The sequence below is a fragment of the Clostridium sp. M62/1 genome, from assembly GCF_020736365.1.
GTDB lineage: Bacteria > Bacillota > Clostridia > Lachnospirales > Lachnospiraceae > Otoolea > Otoolea saccharolyticum_A.
In genome coordinates, this window is sequence record NZ_CP085988.1 from 1,836,394 (window position 1) to 1,860,019 (window position 23,626).

Below are 23,626 nucleotides of genomic sequence, written 5' to 3' on the forward strand. Positions count from 1 at the left end.
CTGCGGCGAGTGTGCATCCCTCGGAGAGAATAGCATATCCGAAGGATATGGTATAATGACCGCAGAGCGGTCATTATACCTGCGCATACCAGTTTCAGCATGTACTGCTGAAATCCGGGCGCTAAATTCCGCCGGAGGCCGCCGTATCCAGAGGATATGGTAAAATAGCGAGGAAAGCGCATGCCATGCTCGCATGAGCATGCATTTGACGAGCGGTTCCATCGAGACGTTAGTCGAGATGGTAAAATATAAACCAGAAAGCGGCCGCAGCCGAAAGAAACCGAGAAGAGACTGAGATACACAATACCAGTCCCATAAAGTTTCATCTCTAAAACACATAGTCTAAATATATAAGGAGGAGAGGATATGTCACTGAAATTTGAGCTCAGCACTGGAGCGGATGAGTTCCTCATAGAGGACGGCGAGGAAAAGGAGTCCTACAGCCTGATGCAGATCCCAAATGAGAATTCCATACTTGTCAAGAAAGCCGCAGCCAGTCTTTATGGCAGGATAGACCCTGTCACTCTTTACAATAACCTTTCTATCTGCGCAGATCTGTTTGAGGTGACCTATGATGCGGTGGACGGCATGGAGGGGCTCCAGTCTTCTGTGTGGAAACTCAGACAGAACTTAAACAAGGCGTCCATCGACAGCGCTGATGACTATGTCAGGGAGTTTATAAATCGTGTAGATAAGATTCCCGGCTATTACAAGATAGGAGTGAAGGCACTCTTGTCAGAGCCTATAAACGGAAGTCAGGCCCTGAAGGTATTTTCGCTTATCAGTGCCGAGGCAGCGAAGATAAGCAGCCGGGCAAAAGAACTCATAGACATGTTTAAAACTCTCCAGAATGAGGCTGGAGAGATTGTGACAAGAATGCTTGATGCCAGAGCCCTGGATGTGAAACAGAAAAAGCAGCTTGAGGATAATGTAGCCGGACTTAAAGCAAAGATGGATGGCCTCAAAGCAGTCCAGGATGATCTGGAATCGGAGATAGAGGAGCTTTCAGAGAAATACAAAGAAATAGATAAAAAGATCGACAGGGCGTCCAATCAGCAGTTCTGGATGGGGATTACCTCCGCCTTATGCGGAGCTATAGGCACAGGTCTGTCGGCATATGTCTCCACCACCGGAGCAGGTGCAGCTAACAATATAGGAAAAAATGTGGCCGACGCAGTATCCTCAGAAAAACAAAATGCCTCTGTTCAAAACACGCAGAAGCGGCTTGATGAGGTCAATGAAAAAATGAAAGCCTCGGAGGAGAGAATCAATGCTCTGAAAAAACAGCTGTCAGATAAGGATAAGGAGCTGAATGACGAGAATGACAAGGAGAAAAAGAAAGCTCTCTTAAAGGAAAAGGAGGAGCTCGCTTCAAAGCTGGAGCAGGAACAGGCAGGAAAGAGAGCGCTTGAAGCACAGGCAAAGTCTTATACAGATGTTATCTCAGGCATCTCTGCAGGGCTTTCAAATCTGAGCGGAAGCCTTGATAAGCAGGCTTCAGAGCTTTCAGATACAGTTGCCGCTCTCACGAAGCTTGCGGATGATATATCGGAAAAGAGAGCCGTTCTCAGAAAGGAAAAGAGAGAGATTCTGAGGCAGGTGGCTGAATACACGAAGACTGTTGAAAATTCAGTTGTCACCAAAAATTCACTTGATCTGGCTATTTCCGCCTTAAGCGCAGGCATCGGCGCCATGAATTATATTGTGAGCGTGCTCAATGATTTTTATACTTTCTGGACTTCTGTCAAGACTCAAACAGGCTCTATGGCTGAAGGAGAGATAGAAAACTATATCACTCTCTTTGAGGATGATCCGGAAGAACTGAGAACCATAAATTTTTACGTTATGCTTGCATCAAATGCCGCACAGTGGGTGGCACTCAAGCTCGTGCTTACGGACTACCAGCATGCTTTTTACCGGGTCAGCGACAAGCTTCAGGCTCAGCTTAATGTTAAACAGGACAGCAATCCTGAAGTTATGTGGAAACGGGCCATCGAGCTCAGCAAGGGTAAGAGCGTAATGTTAGAGATTCAGGAGAAAAATATATAAATTATGAAGGATTTCAGATTTTCAGATCTTTTGAATATTGCAGCGGCCGGCTTTGGCCCCCGCTCTTCGGAGAACGCCGTGCCGAATGCCGGTAAGGGCCGGCTCTTCAATTTTGCAAAAGAAGCGATAGAGGATGAGCTTGATATCCTCCTGCAAAAGCAAAAAGAAGCCGAGGCCCTGGCTGATAAGGTTCTCCCTCTCATAAAGGAGCAGAAGGAAAGGTGCAGCACTGCTCTTGAGAAACTTTCCGACAGACAGCTCTCTGTCATGGATATGAGAGCCTCCCTGTACAGCATGAAAAATGCTTCCGAAGCCTGGATTGGCGAGGAGGAAGCAAAAATTCAGGGTCTTAATGCTGAGCTTATAAATGTACAGAATGAGGCGTCAGAAGCCTATGCCTATCTGCAGCAAAAGATAGATGAGGCGAACATGAAAAGAGCCAAGCTTAAAAAATGGTGCTGGGTGCCCTTTTATAACCTGGCGCTGCTCTCGGATTTTGAAAGCGTCCGAAAAGATACAAATGCCCGCATAGACAAACTTAACTGCAGGATGTGTGAGATAAGGGAGGAAATGAAAAAGCTCTCCAGAAATATGGATGAGGCCGGTAAAGGGAAGGCTGCTTTTGGCTGCCTTTCTTCCCTTATGGAGAGGGAGCTGTCTGAGCTGTCTGACCGGATTGATGTACTGAACAGGATAATATGCCTGTGGAACCAGTTTTACCGGTTCTTTGCTGCCCTTAAATCAGATATAACCGCCAGAGATGATATAGACGGCCTGATGGAGGAGGCAAAGATTCAGATGAGATATGCTGCAGACGCGGAGAAGTGTATAAACTATGACAGGTTCTCAGTCCCGGCCTTTGAAAGCGGACAGTATCTCATCCGCACCTTTGACGGCTCTTATGACATGTTAGTGGATGAAAAGCAGAACAGCAGCCCGGCGCTTTTTCCTCACAGCGGCAGCCTGTCCCATAACCTGGACGCTGTCATGGCGGCGGACAGCAGCAGTGTTCTCATATGCTTTCTGGACGGCTCTGTGATTGTGCTGGGCGGAAGGCATCTGGCCCTTACACGTACCGGAGAAAACAGCCTGTCTTTCTGTCCGCTTGAGATCTTTGAAGTCCTGGAGCAGGAAGAAGGGGGAGAACCCGGAATGCCTGGACTCTGGGTATCCGAAAACCAGAAGTTCTGTATCAGAGAGTACCCGGGAGAGGAGGGGCTTTATGAGCTCAGCTTTTTTAAGGATCAAAGCCTGTGCCTCGATGTGGCCTCCGGAAATTTCAGACTTGGCACCAGGCTTCAGCTCTGGAAGGAAAATGGCACAAACAGCCAGAAATTCAGGATAGAAAGGCAGAATTGATACCCTCCTGCTGGCGGGCCGTATGCTGACAAGTGAAATTTCTTTCCGCAGGCCGCCTTTGACGGCACTTTGACGGCAAAACATTGTAACATTCCAGATAGCTCATAGCCGGTATACAGGAGCTGATGGCAGTCTCTGTGCACCGCATCAATCTGCTGCGTCTCCAGGAGGACCCCTATTTATGCTGCACTACATTTTAACTGACTTGCAGGATACAGTGACACATATTCCTGTGAGCATAGCAGCCGGAGTACTCGCTCTGGCTCTCTGCGTATTCATTAACAGGTACTTTCGAAAAAATCTGCCCTGCGGCTCCGGCTTTCTGCTGGGCGTGTATCTGGAACAGCTGGCCTGGCTGGTATTTTTTAACCGGCCTCCCGGCAGCCGCAGAAGCCTTGACCTGTCATTGTTTGACACTCTGAGCCACAGTATAAGGGGAAATTCCTATGTACTGGAAAATATACTGCTCTTTATCCCGTTCGGCCTGCTTCTTCCTACGTTTTTCAGAGGCAGGTGCGGCTTTCTGCTCTGTACGGTACTGGCCTTTCTGTGCAGCCTTTTTATTGAAACCATCCAGTATATCACTGCAAGAGGCTATTCGCAGACAGACGATATCGCTATGAATGTCCTGGGAGCAGTTATTGGATATGTGCTGTTCCAGGTGACGAAACTCGTTTACAGAGCGGCCAGACAGCTGCTTTAGCCGGATATACCAGGGATATATACCAGTGGGCTGAGCGCGCCTGCGCAAAGGTTGCTAGAACAGAGCGGGGAGAGGAAATATGCAGAAGGCCTGAAGAGCGGGAATGTGAAAAAGATTATCAAATACGGCAGGGACTTTCGTGAAAAAAGTAGGGCAGGTAACGGTATGCCCCTAATCAGTTTCTGCCCGCGTCCTATATGCAAAGCCTTATTGCAAATATGTAACGGAAAGGGTTCTTCTATGATAAATTGAAATTCATAGAAGGCCTTTTTATTATGCAAAAACAAGGTAATTTTTCACATCTGATCAAATGGCATGAGTGTAACGCGAGCCTCCAGCTGCAGAAAAACAGAGCAGAAAGAATGCCTGAAGAGATGAGGACGGTTATCTGAAAATGCCGGACAAAAAAGTTGGATAAATATGGAAAAAATGACGAAATACTAATTATGTTGTAAAAAAGTCGGCGGATGGAAAGGAAGACTGGGGAGCAGCTGAAAAAGAGCTGCTGCAGGCTTCTGCCGATTCAAATAAATGGAAAAGAGTGAGTGATATGAAGAGGGATGGACGAAGGAAAAGGCTGATAATTTTGTTAACAGCGCTGTTGCTGAAGAAGAGGGAAAGAATATCTGAGAAAGGGCGTGTCATGTCATGTTAGTTAAAAACCGTTCCTTTTTTATTCTAATCGATCTGGCTGCGATGGCGATAGCCTATGTGATGACGCTGTTTGCCCTGTATGGCACTTTGCCCTCCAGAACAAAATGGTACGGCCTTATGGCAGTGCTGGGAGTTTACCTGGTATCGGATCTGTTCTTTGGGCACGAGAAGCCGCTGGCAGAGGAAAGCGGTGTGGAAACCTTTCTGGACGTGGTGCGGCAGACGGTCTATATGGCCTTTCTGTTTGCCCTCCTCTTGTTTCTGCTGGGGCAGAGAGGCGGAGACACAAGGCTGTTTTTCGGCCTTCTGGTGCTGTTTTCCTTTGGATGTCTTTACCTCGGAAGAATTTACTGCAAGGCAGTGATCTTCAATTACTATGGAAATGAAAAAAACAGAACCCGCCTTTTAATCTTTGCAAATCCGTCGAATGTGCAGAAGGCTATGGGCCGGCTCGCCGCCTCCAACCTGTATATGTATGAGCTGATAGCCCTGGTGATCATGGACCGTGAGGGAAAGAACCCTGAGCTGAATCTGATCAGGCCAAAAGATACAGGAGGATATGAGAGGAAAAGCACTTCAGACTTTGATCTTACCGAGTATCTCAAGCGCCAGGCAGTAGATGAAGCCCTGATCAGCCTGCCGGACAGCAGCAGGGAATGCATCAGCAGCCTTTTAGAGAAGCTGCAGTGTATGGGGATTGTCGTCCATGTGGCGGCCAGCAGCCTGGGACTCTCAGAGGAGGAAAAGCAGATAGGAGAGCTTGGGCTCTACCGGGTTCTGACCTACGGCCCCCGAATTTTCCGCCCCTCTGAACGGATATTAAAGAGGGTCATGGATATTCTGGGAGCGGCTGTGGGGATTTGCCTGACCGTTTTAATCGGACTCTTCGTCGTTCCGGCCATTAAGCTGGAGTCTCCTGGACCGGCTGTTTTTAAGCAGACCCGCATTGGAAAAAACGGCCGGAAGTTTTCGATTTATAAGTTTCGTTCCATGTACATGGATGCGGAGGAGCAAAAGAAAGAGCTCATGAAGCAGAATGAGATGGAAGGGTTCATGTTTAAGATGAAGGACGACCCGAGAATTACGAAGGTAGGAAAGTTTATCAGGAAAACGAGTATAGACGAACTTCCGCAGTTTTTTAATGTGCTGCGGGGAGATATGAGCCTTGTGGGAACGAGGCCTCCGACCGTGGACGAGTTTGAGCGCTATGAGGAGCATCACAAAAGGCGCCTTTCGCTCCGGCCCGGGATCACAGGCATGTGGCAGGTAAGCGGCCGCAGTGACATCCAGAATTTTGAGGATGTGGTGAGGCTGGATCTGGAGTACATAGACAACTGGTCTGTCTGGCTGGATATCAAGATTCTCTTTCAGACAGTTTTCGTTGTCTTCTTTCACAGAGGCGCAAAATGACAGCCACCCCCCAGATGGCTGAAATGTGTATCCGAAGACGCCTGCACAGGGCAAAGACCAGCGTAAGACCGGAGCAAAAAAAGGCGGGATCTTCCAAGGGAAAGGAAGGAGAGCTATGAATCGACAGGAGTATGACCGGGCGGCCAAATTCTGGATAAGCCGCGAATCAGAAATAAAACAAATGGAGCCGAAACAGCTCCTATCAAAAATAGAAGAATTTCTTACATCCCACAACACCTGTGCTCTGGCAACAGGATGCGGAAATTTCGTGCGGTGCACCCCGTTAGAATACGAATACTTCAGAGGCCGTCTGTGGATTATCACAGAGGGTGGCCTGAAATTCGCGGCACTGAGAGATAATGATCGGGTCAGTGTGGCGGTTTACGAGCCATACACAGATTTTGATTCAGTGAAAGGGATTCAGATAACCGGAACTGCTCAGGTGGCAGAGCCGGGAAATGGGGAATTTGAAGAATATCGGGCGCACAGGAGTGAAAAAGGAGGTTCGGTAGCCGCTCTGCCGCAGGGACTCTATCTTCTGGTAATCCATCCCGAGCGGATAGAGGGCGTGTTTGGAGAGTTTCTGGAGATGGGGTATTCGGCCAGACAGAAACTTACTTTGAGAGAACCTATGGCGAACTCTGCCTCTGACGGCTCGCAGCCGGTCAATTTCGCCTCGGCGCCGGACTGACAGCGTTCATATCTTCCTGCTTTTTTGGGTGAGATTATCATCGCTGGTTTATTCAGAAGCAGCTGGCCTCTGACAGGGAACGGTCTGTTTTTTCAGAATTATCATCTGCCTTCACCCTCAAAAACGCCTTGCACCTGCAGGCGTTTTATATTATAATCATCAGACGTGAATCGTGAAACCCTATGAAAAGAAAGGCAGATATATACCAATGACAGAAGCAGTAAAACACACGAGAGAGGGAAATCCTCTGGGCAATGAGCGGCTGCCCAGGCTCCTTAAAAGCTATGCAGTACCCAGCGTGATCGCCATGCTGGTCAGCTCACTTTACAACATTGTAGACCAGATTTTTATCGGACAGGGTGTCGGCTATCTGGGAAATGCAGCCACCAATGTGGCCTATCCCCTGACCACCATTTGTCTGTCGATTGCTCTTTTAATCGGAATTGGAAGCGCATCCCGTTTTTCCCTGGAGCTGGGGGCGGGGAGAAAGGAAAGCGCCGCCCAGGCAGTGGGAACGGCCGTCTGCATGATGGTGCTGTTTGGCGTCATCTACGTGGTGCTGATCGAATTATTCCTCCATCCCCTTCTCACCGTATTCGGAGCCACCAAGGATGTCATGCCCTACGCAGAGAGCTATACCAGAATCACTGCAGTGGGAATGCCTCTCCTGATTCTGACAAACGGTATAAGCAACCTGGCCAGGGCGGACGGAAGCCCCAAGTATTCCATGACCTGCATGCTGGTGGGAGCAGTGATCAACACCATTTTGGACCCGATTTTCATTTTTGTGCTGCACCAGGGGGTAGCGGGAGCCGCTCTCGCCACGGTGATTGGACAGGTATTCTCCTGCCTGATGGCTCTGAGTTATCTGAGACGCTTCAGCCATGTGGAGCTTCGGCGCAGCCATTTCAGGCTCAGGCTTCCCGTGTGCCTGAAAATTGCTTCCCTGGGAATGAGCAACAGCTTAAACCAGCTTGCCATCACCTTTGTCCAGATTGTGCTGAACAACTCTCTGACCTATTATGGGGCCCATTCCGTTTACGGAAGTGAGATTCCCCTCGCCAGCTGCGGAATTGTCATGAAAACCAATGCCATTTTGCTGGCTGTCATCATCGGGATTTCCCAGGGCTCCCAGCCGATTATCGGATTTAACTACGGGGCCAGACAGTATGAGAGGGTGCTCGGGATTTACCGCCTTGCCATCACCTGCAACCTGATTATTTCCGGTATCGGATTTCTGCTGTTCCAGCTATTCCCAAGACAGATTATCGCTCTCTTTGGAACGGGAGATGCCCTCTACTTTGAGTTTGCCATCAAATTTTTAAGAATTTTCCTTTTTATGGTTATCATAAATGGGGTTCAGCTGATTTCGGCCAACTTTTTTGCAGCCATCGGAAAGCCGGTGAAGGGGGTTGTGTTATCCCTTACCCGCCAGGTATTCTTCCTGGTGCCCCTGATTCTGATTCTTCCTCTGGTCTGGGGCATTGAGGGAATTATGTTTGCAGGCCCGATAGCCGACTTTGCCGCCTTTATCACTACCATGATTCTCATTCGGAGAGAGATGGGACATATTAGGGCAGCTCAGGCAGAGATTGAGGCAGCTTAAGAGCGACGCTGGGAGCAAAAAAGCTCCGGCTCCCGCCTTTTACGGCAGGAACCGGAGCTTTTTTTACATAACAGGAAACTTCGTTCTCTGTTATATAAAAACGCTTCGCGGGGATCGCACTGGGTTGGAGAGGAATACGGCTGCTTTGCAGCCCCGCCGCAGGCGGAGAATCCTGCGAGGCAGGATTCTTTGTACCATTAGAACAAACTTTCCATTCTGTGTTCTGTCCGCCTATGCCAGATGAAAGATCTGGATCAGCATCAGCCAGGCCATTCCATAATAGGTGACAACGGCAACCAGATCGTTGACCGTTGTGATAAGGGGGCCGGAGGCTACCGCCGGATCCACCTTGATTTTGTGGAAAAACAGCGGGATTACCGTGCCGGCGAAGCTGGAAATTGCCATGGCGAGAACCAGGGAGACTCCCACACAGGCAGAAACAGAGAAGCCGTAAAGCAGGGATTTGTCCCTAAAGATACATACGTAGATGCCGATAAAGACAAAAGCCACGATGCCCAGCAGCCCGCCGTTGGCGATTCCGATCTTTACCTCCTTCCACACAAGAGCAAGCCTCTTTTTGAAGGTGATGTCATCATCCATGAGAACACGGATGGTTACAGCCAGGGACTGGGTTCCCACATTGCCTGCCATATCCAGGATCAGCGACTGGAAGCAGATGAGAATGGCAATCTTGGCCACAATCCCCTCAAACATGCCAACCACACTGGAAACAAACATTCCCAGGAAGAGCAGGGCCACCAGCCATGGAAGGCGCTTCTTCATGCTGGTGAGCAGGGTCTCCTTCATATCCTCGCTGTCGCCGTCGCCCTCAGCAATACCGGCCAGCTTGTTGTAAACCTCCTTGGATTCAGCCTCCATGTAGTCTACAATATCCTGAACGGTGATGACGCCCACCAGGTGATCCTCAGAATTGAGAACAGGGAGAGAGTCCTCCTCATAGTCCCGGATCCAGTCCATACATTCTTCCAGATCGTCATGGTCGTGGACAAAGGGGTAGGAGTTGACAATAATGCTCTCAAGGGGCGTGTACTCTCTGGCGAGAATCAGATCCTTTAAGTCAATGGCCCCGTAAAAGCAGCCGTTTTCATCTACCGCATAGAGCGTCGTGATATTGTCATTGTCGGCGCTCTGGCGGATCAGCTCCCGCATGGCCTCCTTCACAGACAGTCTGTAGCAGATAGAGATATAATTTGTGCTCATCAGGCTTCCGATCTCATCATCTCCATAGGAGGAGAGAAGGCGGATATCGCCGGAGGTTTCCTCACTTAAATTTGCCTCAATGCTGTCGTGGAAGGACTCAGGAAGCTGCTCGAGAAGCTCGGCAGCGTCGTCAGAATCCATGTGCTCAATAACGCCTGCCGCCTCCTTGGGGGCAAGCTCTGTGAGCAGAGTCTCAGGCTCATCATAGTAGGAAAAGATTTCGGCCGTCCACTCCTCACCCATCTTGGAGTACAGCTCTTTTCTCTCCTGAGGAGTCATCTCCTCCAGAGCCTGTGCAATGTCGTAGTCGTGATAATCGTCCAGACGTGAGAGGAGTGCTTCTCTGTCATGCTCTCCCCGGATAAACTGGATGATCTCTTTTACAATCTCTTCGTTGATGAATTCATGTCTTCTCACATTCATATCCTCCTTTTATTCAGTTGTCATTTGGGTGAATATGCCGGAATACTTCTGGCTGTGAGAACAGAGAAATCATCAGATTTGCAGAATATCAGCAGCCTGACAGGCGCTGAAAGCAGACGCAGGGCGCAAAAAGGCCGCTGCATCAGGTCTGTATGCTCTGAGCAGGGACAGCCACAGAAAGCCGGATATTCAGTTTTGCGGTATCAGGATGACCGTCGCCGTCCATACATTCACTTCCTTTCGGGTACGTCTGAAGAACAGAGGCAGGATTGGAACAGATACAGGCAGAGCCTGCTGTGACAGGATTTTCACAGAACTGTTCACAAATAAAAAAGCCCATATCAAAGCCTGAGCGAATGATATGGACTCATACTGCGTATCCAATCCGTTCAAGCTTTAGCTTCACAGGGCGTGAAATTACATTATTCTGCGCCTTACAGCGACACAGACTGCTGACCTGATTAGAGGTGTCTCCACCTTTAACCGGCAGTAACCCTTATCCCTGTGGTAGCCTCACCTACCGAATGTTCTTTTTACAGATTAGTTGTAACACAACCAAAAGCAGGTGTCAAGAAAAAAACAAAAAAATGTGAAAAGCAGTTTCTTTTCAGCGACTGTCCATGTCTTTGCTGAGACTTACTTTTCCGTCAGCACTGCTTCCCTCCGCATGAGCGTAATTTACGAGAAAACGGCAGAAATCATCTGCGGCTTTCTCGCAAGCGCCGTGGGAACGGCGTGTCAGGACAATATCTCTGCTGCAGTGCATGTTTATAATAGGAAGAAGCCGGATTTTGGGAGTGGAGAGCAGCCCCCAGGAATATTCCGGCCAGAAGCCGACGCCCAGGCCTGCCGCGATCAGGTTCCGGACCGATTCCGGGTTATCCGTCTCGCAGACCGTGTGGCATGCAAAGCCTGCCTCCAGACAGAAGCGCTCGCAGATTCTACGGATGGGCCGGTTGTTGGACAGGCTGATGAATCCCTCATCCTTCAGACAAGCCAGATCAACGCCGTCCAGCCCTGCATAGGGGGAGCCTGCCGGAACAGCCATAAAAAACCGTTCCTGCAAAAGCAGCTGTTCGCCGTATCGGAGGGGAGTTCCGGGAAAGGCCGTGGAGATACAGATATCATCATGTTCCCGATCCGGATTCTGGACCAGGCGGAACAGGATCTCCGGGTGAAGCTCCTTATAGGCGATGATGCAGTCTGTCACCAGACGGGTAGCCGCCAGAAGATTTAAGTGAATCGTGCGCTGGTTCATCCGCTCCTTTTTCTGTATTTCCGAGGGGATTTCATCCAGGGCAGCCATTATGGGAAGGAGCTTCTGTTCCAGAAAGCGCCCGGCGTCATTGAGCCGGATATTCCTTTTCTCTCTTTCAAAGAGGGAAACTCCAAGCTCCTGTTCCAGCCTCTTGATGGACTGGGACAGGGCGGGCTGGGCAATCTGGAGAACCTCGGCGGCCTTCGTCATGTGCTGGTATTTTGCCGCCACCAGAAAATAGCGCAGCTGTAGAAGTTCCATAGATCATCCTCTTTTCTGTCTCGCCGCTTCGTCATCCGCTCTGCAGAAATGTCTGCAGAAATAAGGCAGAAGTGACAGCGGGAAATTGTTAAAAATCATATCAAAGTTACTTTTCATTAACTGTTTGTCACCGGTAAAAAACACTGGATTTTTTTCTATTATAGCTGAAAAAAAGAAAAAACAAAAGAAAAATTTTAGGCATAAAAGGATAAATCATAACATAAAAGTTATTAATTGATAAAAATAAAATATTGGAAATCGTTAAAAAAATAACGTATAATAAGGCCAGATAGTTGAGAGAGAAGGAAAAGCGAAAGAAGAGCGCTGAAGAATGAAACAGAATGGCCTGATCAGGACGGCAGGCAAAAGCAGAAAAATCAGGAGGATAGAAATTATGGCAAGAAAAACAGTCTGTATTGAGAGAGAGTATGGGAGCAACGGCCGAAAGATTGCAGAATGGCTGTCCAGGAATACCGGCATTGAACTCTATGACAGGGAAGCTCTGATAAAGGTGGCAGAGGAAAATCATCTGGTGACAGGGGACGGTATGACAGAGGATGAGAAGAGGCATCAGATGCACAGGGAGGCGATCAAATTCCTGGCTGACAGAGGATCCTGCATATTTGTGGGAACCTGCGCAGCAGGCGTGCTCCAGGGGCGTGACAGAAATATCAATGTGTTTGTCAAGGCTGATATGGAGAGCAAGGTCCGCTGGGCCATGGCCAGCGAAAAGATCAGCCGCGAGGAAGCGGAAAAGAAGATTGCCGAGATGGATGAGAAGAGAAGCAAAATAAGGGATAGTTATTCTGTTACCGAGTGCGGCGACCGGGTGGATTACGATCTCATTATCACCAGCTCCCGCTTTGGAATCGAGGGAACGGCGGAACTGATCCGCTCCTGTATGGCGAGAGCCTAGCCCCAGCCTGCTCAGCATTTGGTGAGATAAATGTATTTTCATAAGTATTTTCTGCGAGAATCCCCCCGGGAATTTCCTGGGGGGATTCTTGCGGTGTAAAATTTATGCCGCCTGAAATATGATAAAGTTGAATGAAGGGGAAAAATGTTGTATGATTATTCGGAACAAGCAGAAAATACAGGATAAAAGAAAAAATTATCCTGAAAGAGACAGGAGGGAAAGATGGAAAATCATCGTATTATTCAGGTGGAGGAGAAGGTGCCGGTTAATCTTCTCATCCCGCTAAGTATCCAGCACATGTTTGCCATGTTCGGAGCGTCGGTGCTGGTTCCTTTTATGTTTGGCATTAATCCGGCGATTGTACTGTTTATGAATGGAGTGGGAACGCTTCTCTTCATTTTTTTAACTAAGGGAAAGGCTCCCGCCTACCTGGGCTCCAGCTTCGCATTCCTGGCGCCGGCCGGCCTTGTGATTGAAAAGTTCGGCTATTCCTATGCTCTGGGAGGCTTCGTGGCTGTGGGATTTCTGGGATGTATCCTGGCTTTTGTGATCTGCAAATTCGGTTCCCGGTGGATTGACGTGGTGCTCCCGCCGGCAGCCATGGGACCTGTGGTAGCACTTATCGGTCTGGAATTGTCCGGAACGGCTGCCGGCAACGCAGGCCTTCTCGACGAAGTCCTGGATCCAAAGAAGGTGATTGTATTCCTGCTGACTCTGGCAGTTGCCGTATTTGGCTCCATACTGTTTCGGGGATTCTTATCGGTTATCCCTATTCTGATTGCCATTATCGCAGGCTATGCAGCGTCCCTCTGCATGGGGCTGGTGGATTTTTCGCAGGTAGTAAGCGCTCCGCTGTTTGCCCTTCCGAACTTTTCAGCTCCCAAATTTAATGCAGAGGCAATTATGATTCTTCTGCCGGTGATTCTGGTCATCACCTCGGAGCACATCGGCCACCAGGTAGTGACAGGAAAGATTGTAGGCCGCGACCTTCTGAAGGATCCGGGGCTTCACCGCTCCCTTTTAGGAGACAATCTCTCTACCATGATCTCAGGACTGATCGGTTCAGTTCCAACTACAACCTATGGAGAAAACATCGGCGTTATGGCTGTCACGAGAGTCTACAGTGTCCGTGTGATCGCAGGCGCTGCAGTGCTCTCCATTATCTGCTCCTTTATAGGAAAGCTGTCCATGCTGATCAGCAGCATTCCGGGCCCCGTGATCGGGGGAATCTCCTTCCTTCTCTATGGAATGATTGGAACCTCGGGTCTGCGCATTCTCGTGGATTCCCAGGTGGACTATGGAAAATCCAGGAATCTGGCTCTGACCTCTGTGATCTTTGTGACAGGTCTCTCCGGCATCGCAGTCAATATCGGAAATATTCAGCTCACGGGAATGGTTCTGGCCTGTGTTACGGGAATGATCCTGAGCCTGATTTTCTATATCCTGGACAGGCTGCACCTGACAAACGACTGAGAAGACTGAGAGGGCCGGCTGTGTTCTGCAGAAATTTTAGCTGAGCAGAAATACCTGGGCATTCTGGAAGGGGAGGCTTCTGGCCTGAGCGTGGGAGTCACAGTAGATGTCGATATGGCTGCCCTTTACTCCGCCGCCTGTGTCCTCGGCTGTGTAGACCTGCCCGTTGATAAGCAGGCGGCTTCCCATGGGAATTACCCGCGGGTCTACGGCTACAGTGCGGCCGGAGGCGGCGATGGTGCCGGAGCTGGTGCGCCCGCCCCAACCGGCGCTGCAGCTTCGGCAGGAGCAGTATCCGGTAATGCGGAAATTTCCCAGGTTCTGGACAGAGGAGATGCCCTCCAAAAGCCCGCTCTGCCCGTCTGCTCCGGAGACGTGGTAGGAGAGTGAGTTGCCCACGGTTTTTCCATTGCTCACAATTGAAGCGGTGTACAGACCGCTGCCGAGGGATTCCCAGTCGATGGAAACGAAAAAGCCGGGCGTGCTCTCTGCGCCTGTTCTGGATTCCAGATCGGGGCGGGACAGGGAAGTGGTGGCCGGGATCTCCTGGACGGTTTCTCCTGTCAGCACATTGGCAATGCGCAGGGTGAAATCAGCCGGAGAGGAGGGCTGGCTGTTCTGATAACACCAGCCTGACACACCAGTTTCGTTGAGAAAATCGAGATGCCCGCAGGAGTCCTCTCCGGCAAAAGCCGAAAAGGCACCCAGAAGGGCAAAGGTAATCGTAAGTAAAAAAAGTTTCAGCGTCTTTAACATAGAGCGCTCCTTTCTTGCGGCCGGAATAGCGGCAGCAGTGCCGCGAAGAAATGTTACAGAAAAAATAAAAAATGTTACAAAAAGTGACAAAATGTAATAATTCTGTAATATTTATGGCCGTAAGAAAACATTATACATAGATTTTTCCATTTGTCAAGGGGAGAGGGCCCCTGTTTTCGGAGAGCGCATCCATAGCGGAACGTTTATGTTCTATATTAGAAAGAAACATCAGGAACCAGTATGCTTATGCTTTAACGCAGCGGGGTCTTTCCCTCAAAGCGAAAAAAGTCCGGTACCTTCCCAGGGAAAATACCGGACATCCGTTCTTATTTCTCATTATTCAGTTTTTTATTCAACGGCATAGACCTTTTCTGTCTGGCGCCCATAATCCAGGGCATCCTCATGTGAATCAAAATAAATATCAAGGTGATTTCTGCCCACACCGGATCCCGTATCTTCTACTGTGTAGACGGTATCTCCGATCCGAAGCTGTGTCCCGATAGGAAAGACGCTTAAGTTTGCCGATATCGTGTGATCAGCCTGAGGGGCTGTGCCGGAGTAGGTAAGTAAATTTCCCTTGGAGCATTTCTGGCATCCGCAGTAGGCGGTGATGTCAAACTCTCCCAGAAAACTGCCCTCTGCTGTCTTAACAGGATCAGATGTCTCCTCAGAAAATGCGGAAACCTCTGCGGCGGGACCGCTGGCCTCTGCTGTCTCTTCAGCGTAAGAGGTAAAAGCTGCGCCTGCTATAAGAGCGACAGAAAAAACTGCGGCGGACAATCCGTGGCTTAATCTTTTTTTCATATTTTTCCTCACAATCAGAATTATTTCATAGAGATTATGGTTTGTTACAATCTGTTTATTATTATATTACAAAAATGTTAAATGTCAAGCTAAGATCAGATTAAGCTGCAATTATAAAAAATTTTTCCAAAATCTGTTGACAAAATACTATAGAAGTAATATAGTATCAACTGTAGATGTTAGCACTCCTTAGTGTTGAGTGCTAACAGAACAGGAAACTGACAGAAAGGAATGAGGCAGTTGGAGCTGGGTGAGAGAAAAGAAAAGATATTAAAAGCGATTATCCAGACCTATCTGGAGACCGGAGAACCGGTAGGCTCCCGGACAATTTCAAAATACTCTGACTTGAACCTGAGTTCTGCCACCATTCGGAATGAGATGTCAGACCTGGAAGAGCTGGGCTATATCATACAGCCTCATACCTCGGCCGGAAGGATTCCCTCAGATAAGGGATACCGCTTCTATGTGGATCAGATTATCAGGGAAAAGGACGACGAGGTGACGGAGATTAAGGACTTGATGATACAGCGGGTTGACCGGGTGGAACTGCTGCTCAAGCAGCTTGCCACCATCCTGGCGGCGAATACCAATTATGCCACGATGATCAGCGGGCCGCAGTACCATCAGACCAAGATCAAATTTATCCAGCTGTCGCGGATGGAGGCAGGAAAGCTTTTGATTGTGACAGTTCTTGAGGGAAATATCATTAAGAATTCCATGGTGGATCTGGATGGAGAGCTGAGTGAGGAAGAGCTTCTGAACCTGAACATTCTGCTGAATAACTCGTTAAACGGGCTGACGTCCGATCAGATTAATCTGGGCGTTATCACAAAGATGAAGGAACAGGCGGGAAGCAGAAGGCAGATCGTGGATCTGGTGCTCAATGAGGTTGCAGAGGCTATCAGGGCAAATGAGGAGGATCTTCAGATTTATACCGGAGGAACCACGAATATTTTCAAGTACCCTGAGCTGAGCGACGGACAGAAGGCCAGTGAGCTTCTGGGAACTCTGGAGCAGAAAGAGCTTCTTAAAAATCTGTTTACAGATGAAGGAGACGGCCAGGAGAATACAGGCATACAGGTTTATATCGGAGATGAGACTCCGGTTCAGTCTATGAAGGACTGCAGCGTCGTGACAGCCAATTATGTATTGGGCGACGGACTGCGGGGAACCATAGGAATTATCGGTCCCAAGCGTATGGACTATGAGAAGGTGGTAAACACTCTGCGCTCCCTGATGAGCCAGCTGGAAGCGACCTTCAACCATGACCAGTAGCCTTCGGGCGTGCTGGAAGAAAGGGTTTGGTCCGGTTTACAGCAAAACAGAGAGGAATCTGGGAGGACGGTTCTGATACAGATAAGGAGTTCCGAACAGGTGAATTCAGATAAAGAAAGGTGAAGCCAAGTGAGCGAAGAATTAAAGGATAAAGAGAACATGCAGCCCGAGTCCGAACAGGAGAACAGGGACTGCGGCGAAGCTGCCGGGAAAAATGCGTCATCTGAGACTGCAGAGGGCGCTGAAGGAAGTCAGGCAGAGGAGAGCGGGGCCGAGGAAAAGACAGGCGCGGATGGCGAACAGGCAGAGGAGGGCGGGGAGGAATCCCAGCCGGAGAAAAAAGGCTTCTTCGCCAGAAAAAAAGATAAGCGGGATCAGCAGATTGAAGAGCTGACAGACCGCTTAAAGCGTACCATGGCAGAGTTCGACAACTTCAGGAAGAGGACAGAAAAGGAAAAATCAGCCATGTACGAGATCGGAGCCAAAGATGTGATTGAAAAAATCCTTCCGATCGTCGACAATTTTGAGAGAGGCTTAAGTGCCGTGCCCGAAGGCGGCGATGCTTTCGCTGAGGGCATGAATATGATTTACCGGCAGCTTTTAAAGACGCTGGAGGAGCTGGGCGTAAAGCCTATCGAGGCGGTGGGACAGCCGTTTGATCCGAACTTCCACAATGCAGTGATGCACATCGAGGACGAGAGCCTTGGAGAAAACGTGGTGGCAGAGGAGTTCCAGAAGGGATACCTTTACCGGGACAGCGTGGTAAGACACAGCATGGTGAAGGTGGCCAACTAAAAGCAGTCAGTCCCGGCAGGCACAGGATGCCGCAGGACAGCGGGAAGCCCGGACAGCAGAGCTTCCGGCAGCAGGTAAGATGACAGGTTGAATGGAAATAGAGGAAATTTATCAGGAGGAAAAAGCTATGAGCAAGATTATTGGTATTGACTTAGGTACAACAAATAGCTGCGTGGCGGTTATGGAGGGCGGAAAGCCGGTTGTAATCGCCAATACAGAGGGCGTGAGAACGACTCCGTCCGTAGTGGCATTCACAAAGACAGGGGAGAGATTAGTGGGTGAGCCTGCAAAGCGTCAGGCAGTCACAAACGCAGAGAAGACCATCTCCTCCATCAAGAGACATATGGGTACGGACTACAAGGTAACCATCGATGACAAGAAATACTCTCCTCAGGAGATTTCTGCCATGATTCTTCAGAAACTGAAGGCAGATGCAGAGGCATATCTGGGAGAGAAGGTGACAGAGGCTGTTATCACAGTTCCGGCTTACTTCAACGACGCGCAGCGTCAGGCCACCAAGGATGCAGGAAAGATTGCAGGCCTTGACGTTAAGCGTATCATCAACGAGCCGACAGCCGCAGCTCTTGCATACGGACTGGACAATGAAAAAGAGCAGAAGATCATGGTATACGACCTGGGCGGCGGTACCTTCGATGTCTCCATCATTGAGATCGGCGACGGCGTAATCGAGGTTCTCTCCACAAACGGCGATACACATCTGGGCGGCGACGACTTCGACAACCGGATTACCCAGTGGATGATCGACGAGTTCAAGAAGGCAGAGGGCGTAGACCTCTCCACAGATAAGATGGCTCTCCAGAGATTAAAGGAGGCCGCTGAGAAGGCAAAGAAGGAGCTTTCCACAGCTACCACGACCAATATTAACCTTCCGTTCATCACAGCGACCAGCGAGGGACCGAAGCACCTTGACATGAACCTGACAAGAGCAAAATTCGACGAGCTGACCCACGATTTAATCGAGAGAACAGCCATCCCGGTTCAGAACGCATTAAAGGATGCAGGTCTGACCGCTTCCGAGTTAGGAAAAGTTCTGTTAGTCGGCGGTTCCACACGTATGCCGGCTGCTCAGGAGAAGGTAAAGCAGCTCACAGGCCATGAGCCAAGCAAGACCTTAAACCCGGATGAGTGCGTTGCCATCGGTGCGGCAATCCAGGGCGGAAAGCTGGCAGGCGATGCAGGCGCAGGCGACATCCTTCTTCTGGACGTTACTCCGCTGTCCCTGTCTATTGAGACCATGGGCGGAATCGCTACAAAGCTGATCGAGAGAAATACGACTATTCCGACCAAGAAGAGCCAGATTTTCTCCACAGCCGCAGATAACCAGACAGCTGTTGACATCCACGTAGTACAGGGTGAGAGACAGTTCGCAAGGGACAACAAGACTCTGGGCCAGTTCCGTCTGGACGGAATCCCGCCGGCAAGAAGAGGCGTTCCGCAGATCGAGGTTACCTTTGATATCGATGCAAATGGTATTGTAAATGTATCCGCAAAGGATCTGGGAACAGGAAAAGAGCAGCATATCACCATCACTTCCGGCTCCAACATGTCTGAGGCTGATATCGAGAAGGCTGTGAAAGAGGCAGCTGAGTATGAGGCTCAGGACAAGAAGAGAAAGGAAGCCATTGATGCAAGAAATGATGCAGACTCCATGGTATTCCAGACAGAGAAGGCCCTTGAGGAGGTAGGCGACAAGATCGATGCCAACGACAAGGCAGCCGTAGAGGCAGACTTAAATGCCCTGAAAGAGGCCATCAACCGCGCTCCGGTTGACCAGATGACAGATGCCCAGGTAGAGGATATCAAGGCCGGCAAGGAGAAATTAATGGCTAGCGCCCAGGCTCTGTTCGCAAAGGTTTATGAGCAGGCTCAGGCAGCAGGAGCAGCAGGCCAGGCTCCTGATATGGGAGGTTCCCAGGGGGCTGATGACAACGTAGTAGACGGAGATTTCAAGGAGGTATAAATTTTCAAGCCCCGGCGAAACGGGGCAGGAAATGCCTGAAAAACGGCGCCACCCTGAAAGATTTCCGCAGGACGGCCGGCAGGCTGTCCGGAACATAGACATAGAGAAACCGTGACGGGGATGGGGCGGGAACGCTCAATCCCCTTTGCGGGGTTTGGAGAGGAAGAGCTGACATGGCAGAGAATAAGAGAGATTACTATGAGGTCTTAGGCGTTCCGAGGGATGCGGATGACGCCGCCCTCAAAAAAGCATACAGAACCCTTGCCAAAAAGTACCATCCTGATGCCAACCCGGGCGACAAGGAGGCTGAGAAGAAGTTCAAGGAGGCATCTGAGGCCTACAGCGTATTAAGCGATCCGCAGAAACGCCAGCAGTACGACCAGTTCGGCCATGCCGCTTTCGACGGAGGCGCAGGTGCAGGAGCCGGAGGTTTCGGCGGCTTTGATTTCTCAGGCGCTGATATGGGAGATATTTTCGGAGACATTTTCGGAGATCTCTTCGGCGGCGGCAGAAGCAGGGGCGGCAGAAGCAACGGTCCGATGAAGGGGGCCAATGTGAGAACCAGCATCCGCATTACCTTTGAGGAGGCTATCTTCGGCTGCGAGAAGGAGATCGAGCTGGATCTGAAGGAAACCTGTGAGAAATGCCACGGAACAGGGGCAAAGCCGGGAACCCAGCCTCAGACCTGCCCGAAGTGCAATGGCAAGGGAAAAATTATGTACACCCAGCAGTCCTTCTTCGGCCAGGTGCAGAACGTGCAGACCTGTCCGGACTGCCGGGGAACCGGAAAGATTATCAGAGAGAAGTGTCCTGACTGCTATGGAACGGGATATGTGACAAGGAGAAAGAAAATCAAGGTGACAATCCCTGCCGGAATTGACAACGGGCAGATGCTGAGGGATCGCGGAAACGGCGAGCCGGGCGTAAACGGAGGAGAGAGAGGCGATCTTCTGGTTGAGGTGATCGTTTCCAATCATCCGGTATTTAAGCGCCAGGATACCAGCATCTATTCTACGGTTCCGATTTCCTTTGCAAAGGCCGCCCTCGGCGGACCGATCCGCATCAAGACCGTGGACGGCGAGGTAGAGTATGAGGTTAAGCCGGGCACCCAGACCGACACGAGAGTGCGTCTGAAGGGAAAGGGAGTTCCGTCCCTGCGGAATAAGAATGTGCGCGGCGATCACTTTGTAACTCTTGTGGTTCAGGTTCCGGAAAAGCTGAACGAGGAGCAGAAGGAGGCCCTTCGCCGCTTCGACGACGCCATGAACGGAGTCTCGGCAGAAGGCAGCGAAAAGCACAAGAAGAAGGGACTGTTTGGAGGCAGACTGTAGGCTCAGGACAGCTCGGGCTGACACAGGAAACTGCCAGGAAAGACAGAGACAGAAAAAGGCAGAAACAGAAAAAAGACAGAAAAGACGCAAAAGACAAAAAAAGACAGAGTATCGCTTATGGGGGAGAAAATCCGCCCGGACAAAGCGGGCACAGAGGGAGGGACCTGTACTGCACAGGCCCCTCCCTCTGCAGCAGCAGGGCCGGTTTTTCCCTCTTTTTTTCGGTACATCTGCAGAAAATTTCCGGCAGAGCCGGGCGCAGACTGTTAATAAAAATTTTAGGAACTGTAAGGTTTCGTGCATTGACTTGCGAAATAAAGTCATATAGAATTATACAATGGCCGCTGAGCGGGTATTTCGGCGGCCGGAACAAACAAGCGTCCTCAGGCAGCCGTCAGGCCGCAGAGGGCAAAATGATTGAAAAGGAGTTAAATGAATGTCAGATTTCAGCAGAAAGGATGAACCGGATCAGAACATGGAAGTCCGGTCAGCCGGGCAGACAGACGAAATCGAAGATGGACTGGAGTGGATAGAAGAAACAGAAGAGGCGCCGCAGACAGATGGAATGCCGGAAAAATTCAGAAGTGAGGTAGAAATCACGGAAGATTCCAGGGCAGATATGTCCGGAGACACAGCGCTGGACGGGATGGAGGAAGGCGTTCTGGAGGAGCTGGCAGAAGAGGAAGAACCGGAGGAAAAGGAAAACAGGCAGGGGGATATTATGCCTACAGAAGAAGAGATTCTCCGCGCTGCCGGAAGCAGTTTTACGGAGCCGCCCAGGAAGGAGAGGAGAGCTCAGACGCAGACTGCCCCCCCGGAGGCAGACAGAATAAGGGAAAAGAACCGTCCCTCTGAGGAGAGAGCCGGCGGGGGAGATGCAAACCGCTCCCGGGGAAGAAGCAGGAGGAAAGGAAGCGTGCCGCCGGAGTCCCTCAGACGGGCAGGCAAAGACATCCAATCAGATGAGCCCAGTGTGAGGAAAGTCCGGGGCAGGAGGCCGGGACAGGGAGAACGCCGTTTTGGAAGAAGGCAGGCGGCGGTGGCAGCCGGAGCGGCAGCCGCCGTCCTCCTGATCGGAGGAGCAGTCTATGTCGGCCTGGGACAGAAGTACAGAAATGTATTTTTCCCGGGAACAGAGATCAACGGGCTTGACGTTTCCGGAAAAACGGTAGCTGAGGCAGAGCAGATGATCTCTGACGGCATCAGCGGGTACACGCTGACTATCGAGGAGAGAGGAGATAAGACAGAACAGCTCTCCCAGGCAGATATAGGGCTTCACGCTGAGTTTGACGGCACGATGGAAAAGATTATTGCCTCCCAGAACCCCCTCGCCTGGGGAGAATACGTATTCAGCCCCGCCAGCTACAAGATTAAGACTATGATGGCCTATGACGAGGAGGCCTTTCAGAAGGCGGTGGAAAGTCTGGAGTGCTTCGACGAGGACGCTCCGGCTCCGGAAGATGCCCATCTGTCAGAGTATACAGAGGGCGAAGGATACTCCATTGTCCCGGAGAAAAAAGGGGCCAAGGCAGTCTATGAGGTGGTGGAAAAGGGAATTTCTGATGCTATCCTCAATCTGCAGCCAAGCGTCTCCCTGGAGGAAATCGGCGGCTATGAGGAGCCGGAGGTGACCTCTGAGGATGAAACCTTAATAAAGCTCTGCGACAGTATGAACAAAGCTGCCGGCGTTGTGATTACATACCAGTTTGGAGATGCCACAGAGACCCTGAGCGGAGACAGAATCCACGAATGGCTGGTTCCAAACGCGGATGGAACTGTCGGAGTAGATTCTGGAAAGGTGAACGCCTATGTAAAGGAGCTGGCAGACAAGTACAATACAAATAATAAGGCAAAGAATCTGAAAACTTCCTATGGAAAGACAGTGACGATCCGGGGAGGCACATACGGCTGGAAAATAAACCAGTCGGCGGAGGCAGATGAGCTGGCAGCTCTGATCCGCTCAGGCCAGAGCCAGAGCGGGCGTGAGCCGGTTTACTCTCAGAAGGCGGCCAGCCATGGAGCAAATGACTATGGAGATACCTATGTAGAGATCAATCTGACTGCTCAGCACCTGTTCTTCTATAAAAATGGCAAGCTGCTTGTGGAGTCAGACTTCGTGTCAGGAAATCTGTCCAAGGGCTGGGGAACTCCGGCAGGCTCATATCCGCTGACATACAAGCAGAGGGACGCTGTTTTAAAAGGAGAGAACTACCGCACCCCTGTAGATTACTGGATGCCGTTCAACGGCGGAATCGGGATGCATGACGCCAAATGGAGATCCTCCTTTGGAGGAACCATCTATAAGACAGGGGGATCTCACGGCTGCATCAATCTGCCTCACAGCGTAGCGAAGAAAATTTACGAAAATATTTCGGCGGGAATGCCGGTGCTCTGCTACAACCTGGAGGGAACTGAGAAGGCGTCTGAACCCGAGAAACCGAAGGAGACCCAGCCGTCCACCCAGGCTCCGGCAGAGTCGACAGCTCCGGTACCGACTGAACCGTCCACCCAGCCGCCGGCAGAATCGACAGCCCCGGCGCCGACTGAACCGTCCACCCAGGCACCGACCCAGCCGTCTGCCCAGGAGCCGGATGGCCCTGCCTCTGACGATGGAGGCAGCGGAGGAGCCAGCGGACCGGGAATGTAAGGGACAGCTGGCT

At 50.5% G+C, this 23,626-nt stretch carries 17 protein-coding genes and 1 riboswitch; of the genes, 13 read left to right on the top strand and 4 right to left on the bottom strand.

The genetic code is table 11. The annotated features are described in order from the left end of the window. Positions 1-366: 366 nt before the first annotated feature. The 6 genes from LK436_RS08695 to LK436_RS08720 all read left to right on the top strand — a co-directional run bounded on the left by LK436_RS08695 (position 367) and on the right by LK436_RS08720 (position 8,472). Positions 367-2,049 carry a coiled-coil domain-containing protein gene (locus tag LK436_RS08695; protein WP_008395248.1) on the top strand — a complete coding sequence of 561 codons (1,683 nt, stop codon included), beginning with the start codon at positions 367-369 and terminating at the stop codon, positions 2,047-2,049. Between the two features lie 3 nt (positions 2,050-2,052). Beyond that, positions 2,053-3,408: a hypothetical protein gene (locus LK436_RS08700; protein WP_008395247.1), complete on the top strand. Its 1,356-nt coding sequence runs from the start codon at positions 2,053-2,055 to the stop codon at positions 3,406-3,408. Between the two features lie 181 nt (positions 3,409-3,589). Beyond that, positions 3,590-4,111 (top strand): VanZ family protein, encoded by a 522-nt coding sequence (locus LK436_RS08705; protein WP_008395246.1) that lies wholly within the window; start codon positions 3,590-3,592, stop codon positions 4,109-4,111. 648 nt (positions 4,112-4,759) lie between these two features. After that, positions 4,760-6,175, top strand: coding sequence for a sugar transferase (locus LK436_RS08710; RefSeq protein WP_227910193.1), 1,416 nt, complete (start codon positions 4,760-4,762; stop codon positions 6,173-6,175). 115 nt (positions 6,176-6,290) lie between these two features. Beyond that, positions 6,291-6,866 carry a pyridoxamine 5'-phosphate oxidase family protein gene (locus LK436_RS08715; RefSeq protein WP_044931648.1) on the top strand — a complete coding sequence of 192 codons (576 nt, stop codon included), beginning with the start codon at positions 6,291-6,293 and terminating at the stop codon, positions 6,864-6,866. Positions 6,867-7,074: 208 nt separating this feature from the next. Then, positions 7,075-8,472, top strand: coding sequence for an MATE family efflux transporter (locus LK436_RS08720; RefSeq protein WP_008398686.1), 1,398 nt, complete (start codon positions 7,075-7,077; stop codon positions 8,470-8,472). A gap of 231 nt (positions 8,473-8,703) precedes the next feature. On the opposite strand, the gene mgtE is transcribed toward LK436_RS08720, so the two are convergent. Then, positions 8,704-10,116 carry a magnesium transporter gene (gene mgtE, locus LK436_RS08725; RefSeq protein WP_008398688.1) on the bottom strand — a complete coding sequence of 471 codons (1,413 nt, stop codon included), beginning with the start codon at positions 10,114-10,116 and terminating at the stop codon, positions 8,704-8,706. Positions 10,117-10,492: 376 nt separating this feature from the next. Further along, positions 10,493-10,648, bottom strand: a riboswitch (M-box (ykoK) riboswitch). Positions 10,649-10,723: 75 nt separating this feature from the next. Further along, positions 10,724-11,635: a LysR family transcriptional regulator gene (locus tag LK436_RS08730; protein WP_008398692.1), complete on the bottom strand. Its 912-nt coding sequence runs from the start codon at positions 11,633-11,635 to the stop codon at positions 10,724-10,726. A gap of 394 nt (positions 11,636-12,029) precedes the next feature. On the opposite strand from LK436_RS08730, the gene LK436_RS08735 reads away from it, so the two are divergent. Both LK436_RS08735 and uraA read left to right on the top strand, forming a co-directional pair. Next, positions 12,030-12,551, top strand: coding sequence for an AAA family ATPase (locus tag LK436_RS08735; RefSeq protein WP_227910194.1), 522 nt, complete (start codon positions 12,030-12,032; stop codon positions 12,549-12,551). Between the two features lie 222 nt (positions 12,552-12,773). Then, positions 12,774-14,024, top strand: coding sequence for a uracil permease (uraA, locus tag LK436_RS08740; protein WP_008398697.1), 1,251 nt, complete (start codon positions 12,774-12,776; stop codon positions 14,022-14,024). Positions 14,025-14,060: 36 nt separating this feature from the next. Here the strand turns inward: uraA and LK436_RS08745 are convergent, their stop codons facing one another. Then, positions 14,061-14,780, bottom strand: a complete 720-nt coding sequence (locus LK436_RS08745) for a 3D domain-containing protein (protein ID WP_008398698.1) — start codon at positions 14,778-14,780, stop codon at positions 14,061-14,063. Positions 14,781-15,128: 348 nt separating this feature from the next. Then, a complete protein-coding gene (locus tag LK436_RS08750; protein WP_008398699.1) occupies positions 15,129-15,584 on the bottom strand; it encodes a 3D domain-containing protein in 456 nt (151 codons plus the stop codon). A 231-nt stretch (positions 15,585-15,815) separates the two neighbouring features. Between LK436_RS08750 and hrcA the strand changes: the two genes are divergently transcribed. The 5 genes from hrcA to LK436_RS08775 all read left to right on the top strand — a co-directional run bounded on the left by hrcA (position 15,816) and on the right by LK436_RS08775 (position 23,613). Next, positions 15,816-16,859: a heat-inducible transcriptional repressor HrcA gene (gene hrcA, locus LK436_RS08755; protein WP_008398700.1), complete on the top strand. Its 1,044-nt coding sequence runs from the start codon at positions 15,816-15,818 to the stop codon at positions 16,857-16,859. A gap of 129 nt (positions 16,860-16,988) precedes the next feature. After that, the gene (gene grpE / locus LK436_RS08760; RefSeq protein ID WP_008398701.1) at positions 16,989-17,654 is read left to right on the top strand and encodes a nucleotide exchange factor GrpE; all 666 of its coding nucleotides are present in this window, start codon (positions 16,989-16,991) and stop codon (positions 17,652-17,654) included. Between the two features lie 127 nt (positions 17,655-17,781). Then, positions 17,782-19,635 (top strand): molecular chaperone DnaK, encoded by a 1,854-nt coding sequence (gene dnaK, locus LK436_RS08765; RefSeq protein ID WP_044931674.1) that lies wholly within the window; start codon positions 17,782-17,784, stop codon positions 19,633-19,635. A 173-nt stretch (positions 19,636-19,808) separates the two neighbouring features. Then, positions 19,809-20,966 (top strand): molecular chaperone DnaJ, encoded by a 1,158-nt coding sequence (gene dnaJ / locus LK436_RS08770; RefSeq protein ID WP_008398704.1) that lies wholly within the window; start codon positions 19,809-19,811, stop codon positions 20,964-20,966. Positions 20,967-21,402: 436 nt separating this feature from the next. Beyond that, positions 21,403-23,613: a L,D-transpeptidase family protein gene (locus tag LK436_RS08775; protein ID WP_008398706.1), complete on the top strand. Its 2,211-nt coding sequence runs from the start codon at positions 21,403-21,405 to the stop codon at positions 23,611-23,613. Positions 23,614-23,626: the final 13 nt, after the last annotated feature.

Excerpts from the sequence above, each read along its gene's own strand:
- uraA (WP_008398697.1), top strand. The coding sequence starts at position 12,774 with ATGGAAAATCATCGTATTATTCAGGTGGAGGAGAAGGTGCCGGTTAAT.
- LK436_RS08745 (WP_008398698.1), bottom strand. The coding sequence starts at position 14,780 with ATGTTAAAGACGCTGAAACTTTTTTTACTTACGATTACCTTTGCCCTT.
- dnaK (WP_044931674.1), top strand. The coding sequence starts at position 17,782 with ATGAGCAAGATTATTGGTATTGACTTAGGTACAACAAATAGCTGCGTG.
- hrcA (WP_008398700.1), top strand. The coding sequence starts at position 15,816 with ATGAGGCAGTTGGAGCTGGGTGAGAGAAAAGAAAAGATATTAAAAGCG.
- LK436_RS08775 (WP_008398706.1), top strand. The coding sequence starts at position 21,403 with ATGTCAGATTTCAGCAGAAAGGATGAACCGGATCAGAACATGGAAGTC.
- LK436_RS08750 (WP_008398699.1), bottom strand. The coding sequence starts at position 15,584 with ATGAAAAAAAGATTAAGCCACGGATTGTCCGCCGCAGTTTTTTCTGTC.
- LK436_RS08735 (WP_227910194.1), top strand. The coding sequence starts at position 12,030 with ATGGCAAGAAAAACAGTCTGTATTGAGAGAGAGTATGGGAGCAACGGC.
- mgtE (WP_008398688.1), bottom strand. The coding sequence starts at position 10,116 with ATGAATGTGAGAAGACATGAATTCATCAACGAAGAGATTGTAAAAGAG.
- dnaJ (WP_008398704.1), top strand. The coding sequence starts at position 19,809 with ATGGCAGAGAATAAGAGAGATTACTATGAGGTCTTAGGCGTTCCGAGG.
- LK436_RS08720 (WP_008398686.1), top strand. The coding sequence starts at position 7,075 with ATGACAGAAGCAGTAAAACACACGAGAGAGGGAAATCCTCTGGGCAAT.
- LK436_RS08695 (WP_008395248.1), top strand. The coding sequence starts at position 367 with ATGTCACTGAAATTTGAGCTCAGCACTGGAGCGGATGAGTTCCTCATA.
- LK436_RS08710 (WP_227910193.1), top strand. The coding sequence starts at position 4,760 with ATGTTAGTTAAAAACCGTTCCTTTTTTATTCTAATCGATCTGGCTGCG.
- LK436_RS08730 (WP_008398692.1), bottom strand. The coding sequence starts at position 11,635 with ATGGAACTTCTACAGCTGCGCTATTTTCTGGTGGCGGCAAAATACCAG.
- LK436_RS08705 (WP_008395246.1), top strand. The coding sequence starts at position 3,590 with ATGCTGCACTACATTTTAACTGACTTGCAGGATACAGTGACACATATT.
- LK436_RS08700 (WP_008395247.1), top strand. The coding sequence starts at position 2,053 with ATGAAGGATTTCAGATTTTCAGATCTTTTGAATATTGCAGCGGCCGGC.
- LK436_RS08715 (WP_044931648.1), top strand. The coding sequence starts at position 6,291 with ATGAATCGACAGGAGTATGACCGGGCGGCCAAATTCTGGATAAGCCGC.